This window comes from Clostridium sp. (genome assembly GCF_021443865.1).
Classification (GTDB): domain Bacteria; phylum Bacillota; class Clostridia; order Clostridiales; family Clostridiaceae; genus Clostridium.
The window spans coordinates 1-14,780 of sequence record NZ_JABUTB010000047.1; the positions used below are offsets into that span (position 1 = coordinate 1).

The 14,780-nt window shown below is 28.6% G+C and carries 15 protein-coding genes; 9 read left to right on the plus strand and 6 right to left on the minus strand.

Annotation, left to right across the window (positions count from 1 at the left end; genetic code table 11):
- The first annotated feature begins 261 nt into the window (after nt 1-261).
- Together uraA and HUJ77_RS09480 are read left to right on the plus strand one after the other, a co-directional pair.
- Nucleotides 262-1,551 (plus strand): uracil permease, encoded by a 1,290-nt coding sequence (uraA, locus tag HUJ77_RS09475; protein WP_291708343.1) that lies wholly within the window; start codon nt 262-264, stop codon nt 1,549-1,551.
- Nucleotides 1,552-1,732: 181 nt separating this feature from the next.
- Nucleotides 1,733-2,107 carry a hypothetical protein gene (locus HUJ77_RS09480; RefSeq protein WP_291708344.1) on the plus strand — a complete coding sequence of 125 codons (375 nt, stop codon included), beginning with the start codon at nt 1,733-1,735 and terminating at the stop codon, nt 2,105-2,107.
- A gap of 80 nt (nt 2,108-2,187) precedes the next feature.
- Here HUJ77_RS09480 and spoVAE read toward each other — a convergent pair whose 3' ends face one another.
- From spoVAE to HUJ77_RS09505, 5 genes are read right to left on the minus strand one after another with little or no spacing between them, the layout of a single operon-like run.
- Nucleotides 2,188-2,541, minus strand: a complete 354-nt coding sequence (gene spoVAE / locus HUJ77_RS09485) for a stage V sporulation protein AE (protein ID WP_291708345.1) — start codon at nt 2,539-2,541, stop codon at nt 2,188-2,190.
- A 15-nt stretch (nt 2,542-2,556) separates the two neighbouring features.
- On the minus strand, nt 2,557-3,558 hold the full coding sequence (gene spoVAD / locus HUJ77_RS09490; RefSeq protein ID WP_291708346.1) for a stage V sporulation protein AD: 1,002 nt from the start codon (nt 3,556-3,558) through the stop codon (nt 2,557-2,559).
- Nucleotides 3,559-4,038: a stage V sporulation protein AC gene (gene spoVAC / locus HUJ77_RS09495; protein WP_291708347.1), complete on the minus strand. Its 480-nt coding sequence runs from the start codon at nt 4,036-4,038 to the stop codon at nt 3,559-3,561. It lies immediately after the preceding gene.
- Nucleotides 4,039-4,049: 11 nt separating this feature from the next.
- The gene (locus tag HUJ77_RS09500; protein WP_291708348.1) at nt 4,050-4,910 is read right to left on the minus strand and encodes a DUF421 domain-containing protein; all 861 of its coding nucleotides are present in this window, start codon (nt 4,908-4,910) and stop codon (nt 4,050-4,052) included.
- Nucleotides 4,911-4,923: 13 nt separating this feature from the next.
- Nucleotides 4,924-5,130 carry a DUF1657 domain-containing protein gene (locus HUJ77_RS09505; protein ID WP_291708349.1) on the minus strand — a complete coding sequence of 69 codons (207 nt, stop codon included), beginning with the start codon at nt 5,128-5,130 and terminating at the stop codon, nt 4,924-4,926.
- Nucleotides 5,131-5,323: 193 nt separating this feature from the next.
- On the opposite strand from HUJ77_RS09505, the gene HUJ77_RS09510 reads away from it, so the two are divergent.
- The 7 genes from HUJ77_RS09510 (at nt 5,324) to HUJ77_RS09540 (ending at nt 12,811) form a co-directional block, all read left to right on the plus strand.
- Nucleotides 5,324-5,527, plus strand: a complete 204-nt coding sequence (locus HUJ77_RS09510; RefSeq protein WP_291708350.1) for a DUF1657 domain-containing protein — start codon at nt 5,324-5,326, stop codon at nt 5,525-5,527.
- A gap of 150 nt (nt 5,528-5,677) precedes the next feature.
- On the plus strand, nt 5,678-7,183 hold the full coding sequence (locus HUJ77_RS09515) for a carboxypeptidase M32 (protein ID WP_291708351.1): 1,506 nt from the start codon (nt 5,678-5,680) through the stop codon (nt 7,181-7,183).
- A gap of 120 nt (nt 7,184-7,303) precedes the next feature.
- A complete protein-coding gene (locus tag HUJ77_RS09520; protein ID WP_291708352.1) occupies nt 7,304-7,651 on the plus strand; it encodes a hypothetical protein in 348 nt (115 codons plus the stop codon).
- A 144-nt stretch (nt 7,652-7,795) separates the two neighbouring features.
- Complete coding sequence (locus tag HUJ77_RS09525) at nt 7,796-8,932, plus strand: NADP-dependent malic enzyme (RefSeq protein WP_291708353.1); 1,137 nt, start codon at nt 7,796-7,798, stop codon at nt 8,930-8,932.
- 10 nt (nt 8,933-8,942) lie between these two features.
- Nucleotides 8,943-9,680, plus strand: a complete 738-nt coding sequence (locus tag HUJ77_RS09530; protein WP_291708354.1) for a MurR/RpiR family transcriptional regulator — start codon at nt 8,943-8,945, stop codon at nt 9,678-9,680.
- Nucleotides 9,681-9,900: 220 nt separating this feature from the next.
- On the plus strand, nt 9,901-11,457 hold the full coding sequence (locus HUJ77_RS09535) for a PTS transporter subunit EIIC (protein ID WP_291708355.1): 1,557 nt from the start codon (nt 9,901-9,903) through the stop codon (nt 11,455-11,457).
- A 31-nt stretch (nt 11,458-11,488) separates the two neighbouring features.
- Nucleotides 11,489-12,811 (plus strand): 6-phospho-alpha-glucosidase, encoded by a 1,323-nt coding sequence (locus HUJ77_RS09540; RefSeq protein WP_291708356.1) that lies wholly within the window; start codon nt 11,489-11,491, stop codon nt 12,809-12,811.
- A 34-nt stretch (nt 12,812-12,845) separates the two neighbouring features.
- Here HUJ77_RS09540 and HUJ77_RS09545 read toward each other — a convergent pair whose 3' ends face one another.
- Entirely contained in the window at nt 12,846-14,672 is a 1,827-nt protein-coding gene (locus HUJ77_RS09545) for an LTA synthase family protein (protein ID WP_291708357.1), read from the minus strand.
- Between the last annotated feature and the right edge of the window lie 108 nt (nt 14,673-14,780).

Genomic DNA, 14,780 nt, shown 5'->3' on the forward strand with positions numbered 1-14,780 from the left:
TATGAAGATAATGATAAATATTTTGAAAATAAGATAGGATTATTTTGTAGTGAAGAACATTATATGAAGTATTTAGATAGTTTAAGCAATGAAGATTATATAAACCTTCAAAATAAATTTTGTGTATGCAGTGATGAATAATTATCTAGACATATATTAAACAAATTAATAAAAAATATTGTATTTTCTTTTAAAAAATGGTATATTTCATTAGAAATACTTTTAATTTAGTTCAGAGAAACTAAGAAGGGGGATAATATTATGAAAAAAACATCAGAAAAAGAAATGGCAATGGTGGACGTCAACCAGAAGGTTCCACTAAGTAAGGCCATTCCATTAAGCATTCAACATTTATTTGCAATGTTTGGAGCTTCAATTCTAGTTCCTATCTTATTTGACATTGATCCAACAACAGTACTATTCTTTAATGGAATAGGAACATTACTTTATGCCTTTATCACAAAGAAAGGTATACCAGCATATTTAGGATCAAGCTTTGCTTATCTAGCACCAACATTCCTATTATTTAGCGAAGGATATAGTTACCAAAGTGTACAAGGTGGTTTTGTAATTTCAGGTTTAGTTTTTTCAATAGTGGCAATTATTGTAAGTTATACAGGTACTAATTGGATTAATAAATTATTTCCACCAGCAGCAATGGGTGCAATAGTAACTATAATAGGTTTAGAGCTTGCATCAAGTGCAGCTGATATGGCTGGTTTTCCAGTTGGAGGCTCAAATTCACCAGAATTAAATACTACATGGGTAATTGTATCAATGGTTACTCTTGCTACAGTTATACTATGTAATGTATTACTTAAAGGATTCTTAAAGGTAATTCCTATCTTAATAGGAGTTGTTGTTGGTTACATAACAGCATATATTGTAGGTCTTGTAGACTTTACTGCTGTAAGTAATGCATCATTCTTTGCAACTCCACAAATACGCTTAGCTAAATTTGAAATGACTCCAATATTAACTATACTTCCAGCTACATTCGTTGTATTAGCTGAACATATTGGACATTTAAAAGTTACTAGTAGTATAGTGGGAAAAGATTTAACTAAAGACCCAGGACTTCATAGATCTCTTTTAGGTGATGGATTATCAACTATGGTTTCAGGTTTCTTTGGTTCAGTACCAACTACAACTTATGGTGAAAATATAGGTGTTATGGCATTAACCAAAGTATATAGCGTATACGTAATATGTGGTGCAGGTTTAATTTCAATAGTACTTGGATTCTCAGGTAAGCTTTCAGCATTAATAAGCACAATACCAACTCCAGTAGTAGGAGGTGTTAGCTTACTACTATTCGGTACTATAGCAACATCAGGTCTTAGAACTTTTATAGAAGAAAAAGTTGATTATTCTAAAACAAGAAACTTAATTCTTACATCTATTATATTTATGGTTGGCTTAAGTGGAATTAAGTTAAGCATAGGTGTTGTAGAATTAAAGGGTATGGGACTTGCTGCAGTAGTAGGAATAGCTTTAAACCTAGCATTTTTAGTATTTGATAAGCTTGGAATTATGAATGAAGAAGCTTAATGTTATGTAATTAAATAATATTTCTATTGTTTCCTATGGAATAGATTTAGTCAGTTTAAATTTATTCCATAGTTTTTTTATATTAAATGGAATTATCTTAAGCTTTATATTATTTTAATATGTTGAAAATGGATATTAACAGTATTAGAATAAAACTAATGAATTATTTTAGGAGGAAATTTTGGATAGAAAGTTAATTGAAAAAATAATAGGCAAGAAATATTATGTTGATTTAAACGATGAAATATATATTTTAAGAGATATAACATCAATGATGAGAGAAAAGATAGTATTTAAAGAAAGCTTTAGTGAGGAAGTACTTAATACTATAAAATGTAAGGCATTAAAATCTAAAAATACTGTAGATAGTATAGTTGATGGATTGGAAAATGATAAATTTGCTATAGGTTATACAAATAGTAAGATTTATTTACTAAAATACTTAAAGGATATACAATTTAACCTAAATAAAATGTTAGAAAACTGTAATTTATTAAAACAAGATGAACTTATAATCTATACTAATAGTTTAATAGATCTTATTCTGTTATTTTAGGGGCTGTCAAACAGCCCCTAATTAAATTTTATATAATTCTGATTGAAATAAGGAATTATCACATTTAGTTTATATCCAATTTATCCTTTTGGTTTAAATACCATTGCAGTAAAGAATCCAAAAACTATTGCTGATGAAACTCCTGCACTTACTGTTTTTAATAGTCCGTTAAAAATTCCAATAAAGCCAAATTCTTTAGCTTCATTTATTGCAGCTGTTACAAGGGTATTACCAAAACTACTAATTGGTACAAAGGCACCTGCTCCAGCAAACTTTACTAATGGATCATATAAACCAAATCCTCCTAAAATTGCACCGATAACTACTAATGTACAAGTTGTATGGGCAGGTGTAATTTTTAGAGTATCCATTAATATTTGACCAATTACGCAAATTATACCACCTATAATAAAGGCAAAAATAAACTTTTCCATAAATATCACACCTTTTTACATTTCTATAGATACTGCATGAGCAACACATGGTATGCTTTCTTTTTGTTGAAAAGAGATAGGAGAGAATAGGGCACCAGTTGCAACAACTAATATTCTTTTTAATTCTCCATTACGCATACGATTTAATAAATGTCCATAGGTTACACTAGCTGAACATCCACAGCCACTTCCACCAGCAAAGCTTGGTTGATCTGTTTTATAAATTAAAAGCCCACAATCTGTAAATATATCTTTTGGCATATTTACATTATGTTTTTTAAATAATGCATTTGCAGTTTCATGTCCTACTTTTCCTAAATCTCCAGTTGCAATTAAATCATAATATGTAGCATCTATATTTAAATCTCTAAAATGAGCTTCAATAGTATCTACAGCAGCTGGTGCCATTGCTGGACCAACATTATAAGGATCTGAAATTCCCATATCTATAACTCTTCCAATAGTAGCTGATGTTACTTTGGGGCCATTTCCTTTATCTGAAAGCACTGCTGCACCAGCCGCTGTTACTGTCCATTGAGCTGTAGGAGGTCTTTGAACTCCATAATCTGTTGGATATCTAAATTGTTTTTCTGCAGCTGCATTATGGCTACTTGCAGAGGTAAGAACATATTTTGCAGATTTACTATCTATTAATTGAGCTGATAATGCCAAGCCTTCCATAGCACTTGAGCAAGCACCAAAGACACCTAAGTAAGGGATTCCTAGTGTTCTAGCTGCAAAGCTACTAGATATTATTTGATTCATTAAATCTCCGCTAAAATAGAAATTTATATCTTCTTTTTTTAATTTTGCTTTTTGAATTGCTCTATGACAAGCGTGTTCTAGCATTGCTTTTTCAGCCTTTTCATAACTATCTTGACCTACCCATAAGTCTTCAGTAATAATATCAAAATCTTTTGCTAAAGCTCCATTTCCTTCAAAGGGACCACCAACAGAAGAAGAAGCTATTATTGTTGGTTTTGATTCAAATATCCAAGATTGATGTCCTTTAAGCATTTACATCCCTCCTAGCCATATGATTATCATCTTAATTGTTGCTACTATAAATGCTGAAACCACTCCATATACTACAATAGCTCCTGCAAGTCTAAACATATTACCCGCAACTCCAAGAACTAGGCCTTCACTTTTATGTTCCATTGAAGCAGAAGCAATAGAATTTGCAAAACCTGTAATAGGTACGGCAGTTCCACATCCAGCCCATTGACTTATATGATCAAAAATACCAAAGCCAGTTAATAGAGCCGCACAAAATATTAATACTACTATAGTAGGAGATACTGAAGTTTTTTCATCAAATCCAAAATAATTCATAAATATCCATTGTAGGATTTGACCTATTGTGCAAATAGCACCTCCAGCTAAAAAAGCTCTTATGCAATTTTTTACTATAGGTCTTTTTGGCTCTATTCCTTTGACTAATGCATCAAACTCTTGTTGTGTAGTAGTCATTTTTTTCTTTTTCATATTTGACATAGCTTCACCCTCTAACGTAATAAATATGGTTCTAATTTTTTAAGGATTTCTTCCAGTTTCTTTGCATTTTTAGAGTACATATTTTTTGCTTCTATATTATCTGTATCTAATGAATAAGACATAAGATCAGATACAGATTTTTGAATACTTGCATAAAGTACTTCTTTAATTTGAGCTTTAGGTACTTGTATCATGTCGTCATAAAGATCTACATATAAATCTCCAGATGAATCTACTTGCCCAAAGAATACATTTTCAAGGGATACTCCTTGAATTTCTAATTGAGTAGCTAACCATCTATGATTTAAGCCTGCATTAGTAAGGCCTTCATTTAATATATTCCCATCTATAATTACTGTTTGTGGCTCTGACTTTGCACCTAATTTTTGTCCTAAATCAGAGGAAGTCACAGGCTTCTTATCTGCTTTTAAACTTATATTAATGTCTCCATTGGATTCCATTAAAGCAAATTCTACATCTGCCAAATTAAAGGCATTTTTTGAACGCATTTGCTGTAAGAACTCTTGACCTGTAATTCTTTCTTTAGATAAATTATCCTCCATTATTTTGCCATTCTTAATTAAAACTCTTTCTTTGCCATGTAATATGTTATAAATAGTTTTACTTTTCATTTCAGCATAATCTAATGCTAAAGGCATAAAAGCCCAAATAGCTAATGCAACTAATCCAAAATAAAAATTACTTATTATATTTAATGACATTAAAGCAATTATCACAGCAACAACAGAATTTGAAATTAAATCAAAAGTAGTAGACCTAGCTATAGTTTTTCTCTTTCTATATTTAGATATTATTATTGCTACAAAGAATAAAAACACTGATTTAAATAATATTATTAACCAAGTATTCATTATTTCACCTCACTTAGTTACCTTTATATTGTGGTTCTTCAAATTCCATTGTCTTTATTCTTTTATCTAATTCCATATTTATTTTATTTATTTCCTCCAATGACTTGCTGTATATAAATTTAGCTTCTTTATTTTGTTCTTGAACATAATACATTCTCAAGGTAGCTTCAGCTCCTTTTAAAGTAGATAAGGTTTGTTTTACTTTTGAAATAGCACTCATATTAAAGTCTCCTTTATGATTGAAATCATTATAAGGTTACTTTAACCCTTAAATGATATTTTAATTCATTAATTTACAAAAATTATTCATTTAGTGAATATAGGAAAATTCTTTATTATGCTAATATAGAATATTTACATTAGTTATAACTAACAATACATTTGAAAAATAAAATTATAAGGGAGGAATTATTATGCCAACAGGAACTAAATTAGAGACAGCACTAGCTAGTGCAAAAGGATTAGCAGCAGATATGAAGACATTTTCTTTAGATACAGACAATCAGGAAGCTAAACAAATGTTTAATCAACTTGCAACAACTATGGATAGCGTAGAGCAATCGCTACAATCTAGATTGGATTTTGTAAAAGCACAAGAACCTCAATATAATAAATAAGAAAAAGACACTATATAGATTTTTAATCTATATAGTGTCTTTTTACATATAAAGAGTATTTTTTATACAAATATAGTATCAATTATTTCTATATATCTCTAAAATATGGTATATTTATAGTAAGTTAAACTTATGATAGGAGGAAAAGAAATGGAATTAAAAGAAAAAATAGCTGAATTAAAAGATTATTTAAGCCAATATGAAAGATTAGAACACGCTATTGGCATAATTTATTGGGATATGAGGACTAACATTCCAAGTAAAGCTGGTGAATCAAGAGGAAAGGTTTTAGAGTATCTTTCTAGCGAAGCTTTTAAAATGATAACAAGTCCAAAAGTAGGAGAGTTTATTACTGACTTAACTCCTTATAAGGATAAAATGAATAAAGTAGAAGAAAGAATTCTTCAAGAACTAGAAAAGAACTATAATGAAACTAAAAAAATCCCACAAGATAGATATGTTGAGTATGTAGGTCTTTGCAGTAATTCAGAGCTTGCTTGGGAAAGGGCTAAAGCTGCTAGTGACTTTGAAATATTTAAACCTTATTTAGAAAAGGTAGTTGAATTTCAAAAGGAATTTATTAATTACTGGGGTTATAAAAATGATAAATATGATACTTTACTAGATAAATATGAATTAGGTCTTACTACAGAAAAACTAGATAAGATTTTTTCTGAGTTAAAGGATGGTATAATTGAAGTATTAAATAAGATTAAAGGAAGTAAAAAGAAGTTAAATCGTGATTTCTTATATGGACACTTTGATGAAGCTAAACAAAAAGAACTATCACTATTTATATTAGATAAAATAGGCTTTGATATGGAAGCTGGTAGGTTAGATGTAAGTACTCATCCATTTACAACTAACTTTGGTAATAAAGATGTTAGATTAACTACTAACTATCATGAAGATGAATTTACATCAGCTTTATTTAGCACAATACATGAAGGTGGTCATGGAATTTACGAGCAAAATATTAGTGATGATTTAGAATCAACAGGATTACAACAAGGAGCTTCTATGGCAATTCATGAATCACAATCAAGATTTTATGAAAATATATTAGGAAGAAGTAAGGAATTCTGTTCATATCTTCTATCTGTGGCTAAAGAATATTTTTCTGATTTTAAAGATGTTACTTTAGATGAATTCTATGAAGCTATGAATTATGTTGAAACATCATTAATAAGAACAGAAGCAGATGAATTAACTTATGGACTTCATATTATAATTAGATATGAAATTGAAAAAGAATTAATTAATGGAAGAATAACTGTAAATGAACTTAAAGATGCATGGAATAAAAAATATAAAGAATATTTAGGAGTAGAGCCAAAAAATGATGCAGAAGGAATTCTTCAAGACATGCATTGGTCAGATGGATCCTTTGGTTATTTCCCAAGCTATGCCTTAGGAAATTTATATGGTGCACAAATGTTTAATACACTTTTAAAGGAAAAACCAAATGCAATGGAAGAAGTTAAGAATGGAAATCTAACTGATATTACTAAATGGTTAAATGAAAAAGTACATGTACATGGTGCTATTTATACTCCAGAGGAGCTTATAAAAAATATTACTGGTGAAGAACTTAATGCTAAATACTTTATTGATTATTTAAAGAATAAGTATTACACTCTTTACGATGTGGAATAAAATTTATGATGCTGTAATAAGAAGAATGCTTCTAATTACAGCATCTTTTTATATTTAATAAGAATACTAAGGATAAAAATGTTATAATACTTACAAAGAATTTATTTATGGAGTATTTAAATGGGAAAATTTAAAGAAATGTATATTAATTATTTAAACTTAGATAAAGAAAAAAAAGAATATATAAAAGAATATTCTAAGGAATATATTTATAATAAAAGTAACCAGAGATTACTCTTATCTCAATATATTTTGATGTCTAATAGTTATATATATGAAATTAAAGCTATTGAAGGAACAGCTCATCTTTGGACATGGAGTGATTTTAAGGATGAAGCTAAGGGGAAAATATTAAGTTATAAAACTGAGGGAAATATAATTATAAGTCAACTAATGGAATTTCAAGAAGAAGTTTCTTTAGAGTTATTAGATAAGTATGCATTAGAAATTGTATTAAGACTTAATTAATAAATTAGATTTTTATTTACTGGGAAATAATGGTAAATTGGAATCTTTTTTTATACTATAGAAAATTACCTAGGTCATAAATAGCTTTAGTGTATTGAATCCATAGACAATAAATCCTATTATTGCATATAGGAGGGATGTATTATGAAAGAAATAAGCTTAAAATCACATGAAGAATGGAAAGGAAAAATAGAAGTTGTAAGCAGATGCCCAGTAAATACTAGGGAAGACCTTGCAATTTCTTATACTCCAGGGGTATCATATCCATGTTTAGAAATACAAAAAGATAGTGAGAACTCATATAAATATACTAGAAGATCTAATTTAGTAGGTGTAATTACTGATGGAAGTGCAGTGTTAGGCTTGGGGAATATTGGACCTTTAGCAGCAATGCCTGTTATGGAAGGGAAATGTGTATTATTTAAAGAATTTGCTGATGTAGATGCATTTCCATTATGCATAAATACTAACGATACTAATAAGATAATTGAAACAGTAAAATTATTAGAAGGTAGTTTTGGAGCTATTAATTTAGAAGATATTAGTGCACCTCGTTGCTTTGAAATTGAAGAAAAGCTTAATGAGATTTGTAATATCCCAGTATTTCATGATGATCAACATGGTACTGCTATAGCTGTGCTAGCTGCATTGTTAAATTCTGTAAAATTAGCTAATAAGGATAATAGTGTAAAGATAGTAGTGAATGGAGCAGGTGCTGCTGGAATAGCTATTTCCAATTTAATTTATGATGCTGGATTTACAAACATTGTAATTTGTGATAAATATGGTATAATCACTATTAATAATGCAGGAAATATTTATCAAGAAAAATGCGCATATAAATTCAATAATAATAAAGAAGGCTCACTTCAAGATGCTTTAGTTAATGCAGATGTATTTATCGGTGTAAGTGCAGGAAATATAGTAACTAAAGAAATGGTGGAATCTATGAATGAAGATCCTATTATTTTTGCATTAGCTAATCCACAACCAGAAATAATGCCTGAAGTTGCAAAAGAAGCAAAGGCAAAAATCATTGCAACTGGAAGAAGTGATTATCCAAATCAAATTAATAACTTATTAGTTTTCCCAGGGATTATAAAGGGAGCTTTAAGTGCTCACATAAATAAAATAACAACTGAAATGCAATTAGAAGTAGCTAGAGGTATAGCTAGTTGTATAAGTGAAAAAGATTTAAATATAAACAATATTATACCAAGCGTATTTGATAAAAAGATTGCTGATTTAGTTTGTAACATTATTTATAGTTTTAAAAAATAAGGAGTATTATATGGAGAATTTAGCTAAATTATTTAATAAGTTAACTAATAGTGAACAAAAGGTGTTTACATATATTTATTCTAACCAAGAGAAAGTAATGAAGATGAAAATAACTGATTTAGCTAAAGAAACCTTTACTTCTAAAACTGTAATTATTAATTTAGCTCAAAAGTTAGGCTTTGAAGGGTTTTCGGATTTAAAATATTATTTAAAATCCAATATTAACTCTGAAGATAGCGTTAATATAATGGAAGATTTGCAATATGATCTTAAACAAAATATTGAGAAAACTTTTATTGTAGCAGAAGGGGATTTATATAAAAGAATTTCTAAAAAAGTAATAAAAGCAAAAACAGTATATGTATTTGCTCGTGGTACAAGCAAAGCAGCTGGGTATTATTTAAATCATTTATTATTAACTGTAGGAATTAAATGTATTTTTGTAAAAGATTATAATCTTCTAACTTTAGTTAGTAAAACTTTAGAAGAGGGTGAAGTAGTTATTTTAATATCTTTATCAGGAAATACTACTAAGATATTAGAGGTTGCTAACATTGCTAAATTAAGAGGGTCTGAAGTAATTGCAATAACTTCATTTGGAAATAATGAGCTATCAAAAATAAGTGATTATACTTTACATTGTATTTCTAATGATACTGAAACTAAAGATAATGATAGCATATCGAGAATAAGTATGTTTATAGTTATTGAAATGTTAATAAATTCAATTAAGATATTTTATAAATGAAAAGCCTAGATGTAAATCGGGCTTTTTATTTATAAAAATTTATTATAGCCTTTAAAATGACCTATGTCATTTTAGGTGACCTTTGTATTTATAAAGAAAAAGAGTATCACTGAATTCTATTGAAAGATTTTAATTAAGTATTTAAAATAATCATTGATAAGAGATCTCTTGAAAGTAAAGGTATTCATAAAATAAATTTAATAATATGGGGGGAAATAACATGTCGAAAGAGTTTAGTCTAAAAATTCAACAATTTGGTAGAACTTTATTGCTTCCAATTGCTGTAATGGCACCTGTTGGTATGATACTAGGAATAACTGGTGCTCTTGTTCAATCGTATATGATTGCAAGATTTCCTTTTTTAGGTAATGAAATCTTAAATACAATTTTAGTAAATATAAGAACAATTGCTGGAGCTGTATTCGATAATATTCCATTAATGTTTGCTATGGGAGTAGCTTATGGAATGTCAAAGAAAGATAAAGGTATATCGGTTTTTGCATCAGTAATAGGATATATAATATTAATAATTTCAATGAATGTTTGGTTAACAGTAACAGGTAAGTTAGCTGCACCAGAAGTAATGAGTCAATTTGGACAAATAAAGGTTCTTGGAATTCAAACTATGAACATAAATGCTTTAGGTGGTATTATAACTGGTTTAGTGGCTGCATGGGCTACTGATAAGTTCTATAAACTTGAATTACCAATTGCATTTGCATTCTTCTCTGGTAAAAAGTCTGTTCCTATTATTACAATGGGATTAATGATGGTAATTGGTTTAACAGTTCCATTCTTATGGGAGTTTTTCGTAAATGCTTTAACCAAATTATCAGTTGTATTCTTAAGTCCAGTAGGACCATTCTTTACATCAGCAGGTGAAAGATTATTTATACCATTTGGATTACATCATCTTTGGAATGCACTATTTAGATTTACTGAGGCTGGTGGATCTTATGTAATAAATGGAGAAACCTTTGTAGGTGTAGTACCAACTTTAAATGAAGTTTTATTTAATCAAGGACCAAGTAGTGAATATTGGAGTATGATGCCATCCTTAACAAGATTTATGGGTCAACAACAAATGTTATGTACACTATTTGCTTTCCCTGCAATAGGACTAGCTATGTATAAGACGGCTTATAAAGAAAATAAAAAGCTAGTTAAATCATTAATGATTACATGTATTTTAACAGCATTATTAGGAAATGTAACTGAACCATTAGAGTTTTCTTTCGTATTTATAGCTCCACTACTATATGTAATTTATGCATGTATAATTGGTCTAGGATCAGTTGCTCTATCTTTTGCTAATGTAGGAATAGGATATATTAGAGGAACAATTTTTGACTTTGCAATTTTTGGACTACTTTATGAAAAAACAAATTGGATATGGTTTATATTGATAGGACTTATATTAGCAGTTGTAACTTACTTTGTATTCAAATGGGCAATACTAAAATTTGATTTAAAAACACCAGGTAGAGAAGATTCACCTTCAGCTGACAATACTTTAATTAAAGAAAAGAGATATGATGAAATTGCTAGAATAGTAATTCAAGCTTTAGGTGGTAAATCAAATATAAAAAATGTTGATAATTGTATAACTCGTTTAAGAATAGACCTAGATGAAGTTAAATTAGTAGATCACAAACTTTTAGAAACATCTGGAACAACGGGTGTATTCTTCCCAGCACAAAAACATATTCATATAGTTTATGGTCCTTTAGTTGAATTTGTTAGAAATGCAGTAGACGAAGAATTAGAAAAAATGTAGTTAATTATTTTCATAAGTGGAGGGATATAATATGAGAAGTAGTAACATAATTACAATAACTGGAGCAGGTAGTGCAAGAACTCCCGCATTAATAGGAAGTTTGGTAAAGCTAAAAGATAGATTTCCTTTAAAAAAGATAATTTTTTATGATATAGATAACGAAAGAACATCAAAAATGGAGGATTATATTAGATTAGTATTAAAATCTTATTCTCCTGAAACAGAAGTAGTTTTTACCACAAATTCAGATGTGGCATACGAAAAAACTGATTTTGTTTTCTGTCAAATGCGTGCAGGAAAAAATGACATGAGAAGCTTCGATGAGAAAATTCCTTTGAAGTATGGATTAGTAGGACAAGAAACTTGTGGTCCAGGAGGATTCGCATATGGAATGAGATCTATTGATGCTATGATTCAAATGGTTAAGGATGTTAGAAAGCATTCAAAGGATACATGGATATTAAATTATACAAATCCAGCTGCAATAGTAGCATTGGCTTTAGATAAAGTTTTCCCAGATGATGATAGAATTCTTAATTTATGTGACCAACCATATTCTTTAATGAGATCATATGCAAAAATATTAGGAGTTCCTCAAGAAAACTTAAGAGCTACTTATTTTGGATTAAATCATTTTGGATGGTTTACTGATATTAAGGATATTAATGGTGAAAATCACTTTGATAAGTTAAGAACTTATTTAAGAGATTCAGATTTTAAGCCTTACAATGCAGAGCAACGTTCAAAATCTTGGTTAGATACTTACTTAAGAGTAAATAAATATATGAAATTCTTTGATGAATATATACCAAATACTTATCTACAATATTACTTTTTCCCTGATGAAATAGTAGAAGAAAGCGATCCTAATTATACTAGAGCTGATGAAGCTAGAGATTCAAGAGAAAAAGAAATTTGGGAAATTTGTTCAAAGGCTACAAATGCAAATTCAATTGATGAAATTGAAATTATTACTGATAGTGTATTTGGTAATTTAATGGTTGAACTTGCAGAATCTATAGCTTATGATCTTAATAATGAATTTATATTAATGAAGAGGAACAATAATATAATTACTAACTTTAATAAGGATGCTATAGTTGAAGTATCAGGAACCGTTGGAAAAGACGGTGCTAATCCATATCCATATGGAGAAATTAAACCTTTCTACAAAGGGCTTATGGAATCTCAATATGCTTATGAGCTTCTTACTGTAGAAGCATGTCTAGAGAAAGATTATACAAAGGCATTACAAGCATTAACTTTAAATAGAACTATAGTAAATCCAGAAAAGGCTAAATTAGTATTAGATGATTTAATGGAAGTAAACAAAGATTATTGGTATTTAAAATAAAAATTAGCCCCATGCATTTAGCTTGGGGCTTTTTTTAATAAGAACTATTCTTAAGCTTAAAATAGTCACCTTCAATAATATTATCTGCTATTTTAAATATATCTTGAAGAAGAGTTTTTTCTTTTTCATCTACGGGATTCCCTATAATTTCACCACTATTTAATATAGTTGAGTTTCTATTAGTATTAACTAAAATACGCCCCATAGAAGTCTCTACAAATTTTTCTTTATCTATACCTAATAAATAGGCTATAGTAGGTAAAAAGTCAACTTGACCACCTGCCTTAGAAATTATAGCAGGTTCTATATCTTTATTATATATAATAAAGGGAATTTGATTTTTATTATCCTTCCACCAATCTCCCTCTAAAGGAGCATCTGTTATCATATCTTCATAGAACTTATGAACTCCACCATGATCTCCATAAATCATTATAACTGTATTATCTAGCTGACCATTTTTATCAAGTTCTTCTAAGAATACTTTAATAGCCTCATCTGCATATCTTATACTTTGAAAATAACTCACTAACATATTTTCATCTAATTCTTTAGGTAAGTCTAATAGCTTTTTATCATCTGGAATTTCAAAAGGTCCATGACTAGTTAACGTAGCTATAAAAGTATAGTAAGGTTCTTTTTCATCCTTTAACTTAGTAGCAATTTGTTTTAAATAGGATTCATCTGATAATCCTGGTCCTATAACTTCATCTATATTAAAATCTTTTATATCCCAAAGCTTGTCTGCTTCAAAGGCTTTATGTGGTTCAGCCCAATTCCAGTTTCCAGATAGTTCTGCATGTGTTGAAATTGTAGTGTAACCTTCACCATTTAAAAGCATTTGAAGAGTATTATATGTATTCCATGGGTATGTTGGAAAGGTACTATTAGTTCTAACAGGGAACATAGAAGTATTAACCATTAAGTCTGCATCAGAACTTGTACCAGAATTATTTTGTTCATATATATTATTAAAATATAAACTATTTGATAATAGCTTATTTAATGTTGGTGTTATTTCTTGTCCATTAACTTTTTGATTTATAACAAAGTTTTCTAAGGATTCCACTTGTATAGCTATTAAATTTTTTCCTTCTAAATAGCCAGCATATTCATTATCTATTACATTTTCATTATTATTTTTAAACCAATTATCTATTTCTTCTACTGCAGAAGAGGTTAATTCTTTATTTAGGCTTGTATAATAAAATAAATCATATCCATGATATCCTAGTGGACTCATATCACTAAAAGTTTGGTAGGGTGCCCAAGATAATCTTAAAAATGATTGTCCTTGTATAGCGCCTTTAATATCTATAAAATAATGAGAAAAGTAAATTATAATTCCACTTACTATAAATATTGTTAAAGCTTTTATTATTCTAAATACTAAGCTTGAATTATCTCTATAAATTTTTATTTTATTAAATCTAAATAAAATAAATAAAAACACAAAATCTACAAAGAATAATAAATCTACACTTCTAAAATTTAATAAACTTTTTCCTATTGGATTAAATATTTCTGGATGAATTAAATGCCTTATTGATAAGAAAGTACCATTTGCTCTGTAATACCATATATCTAACAAAAATAAAATAGATATAACAATATCTATAGTTAAGGCTGCTTTTATTTTCCCTTTATATTTAAATAGATAAATAATACTTAAAATTAAAATAATAATTGCTAAATGTGCCCAAATGGCTGGAACGCCAAAATACATTGTAGCCAAATTAATACTTGATGAATCATCAGTTCTTAGCATGGATAGCAATAACATTGATTTACCTTGTATTATTAAAACCATTAATATAAAAAGCCAATTATTATATATTAGCTTTTTCGAAATATTTTTCATATGAATTCCTCCCAAAGTAACTTACCTACCTATTTTATATTAATTTTATAGTTATTTCTACAATTATAATCTTATGTAAATAAAAAATAATAAAGATTTATTAGAAAA

What these genes read in the sequence shown, in the direction of transcription:
- HUJ77_RS09545 (WP_291708357.1), bottom strand. Translation starts at nt 14,672, where the DNA reads ATGAAAAATATTTCGAAAAAGCTAATATATAATAATTGGCTTTTTATA.
- HUJ77_RS09500 (WP_291708348.1), bottom strand. Translation starts at nt 4,910, where the DNA reads ATGAATACTTGGTTAATAATATTATTTAAATCAGTGTTTTTATTCTTT.
- spoVAC (WP_291708347.1), bottom strand. Translation starts at nt 4,038, where the DNA reads ATGTCAAATATGAAAAAGAAAAAAATGACTACTACACAACAAGAGTTT.
- HUJ77_RS09525 (WP_291708353.1), top strand. Translation starts at nt 7,796, where the DNA reads ATGAAAGAAATAAGCTTAAAATCACATGAAGAATGGAAAGGAAAAATA.
- HUJ77_RS09510 (WP_291708350.1), top strand. Translation starts at nt 5,324, where the DNA reads ATGCCAACAGGAACTAAATTAGAGACAGCACTAGCTAGTGCAAAAGGA.
- HUJ77_RS09515 (WP_291708351.1), top strand. Translation starts at nt 5,678, where the DNA reads ATGGAATTAAAAGAAAAAATAGCTGAATTAAAAGATTATTTAAGCCAA.
- HUJ77_RS09520 (WP_291708352.1), top strand. Translation starts at nt 7,304, where the DNA reads ATGGGAAAATTTAAAGAAATGTATATTAATTATTTAAACTTAGATAAA.
- HUJ77_RS09530 (WP_291708354.1), top strand. Translation starts at nt 8,943, where the DNA reads ATGGAGAATTTAGCTAAATTATTTAATAAGTTAACTAATAGTGAACAA.
- HUJ77_RS09535 (WP_291708355.1), top strand. Translation starts at nt 9,901, where the DNA reads ATGTCGAAAGAGTTTAGTCTAAAAATTCAACAATTTGGTAGAACTTTA.
- HUJ77_RS09540 (WP_291708356.1), top strand. Translation starts at nt 11,489, where the DNA reads ATGAGAAGTAGTAACATAATTACAATAACTGGAGCAGGTAGTGCAAGA.
- HUJ77_RS09505 (WP_291708349.1), bottom strand. Translation starts at nt 5,130, where the DNA reads ATGAGTGCTATTTCAAAAGTAAAACAAACCTTATCTACTTTAAAAGGA.
- spoVAE (WP_291708345.1), bottom strand. Translation starts at nt 2,541, where the DNA reads ATGGAAAAGTTTATTTTTGCCTTTATTATAGGTGGTATAATTTGCGTA.
- spoVAD (WP_291708346.1), bottom strand. Translation starts at nt 3,558, where the DNA reads ATGCTTAAAGGACATCAATCTTGGATATTTGAATCAAAACCAACAATA.
- uraA (WP_291708343.1), top strand. Translation starts at nt 262, where the DNA reads ATGAAAAAAACATCAGAAAAAGAAATGGCAATGGTGGACGTCAACCAG.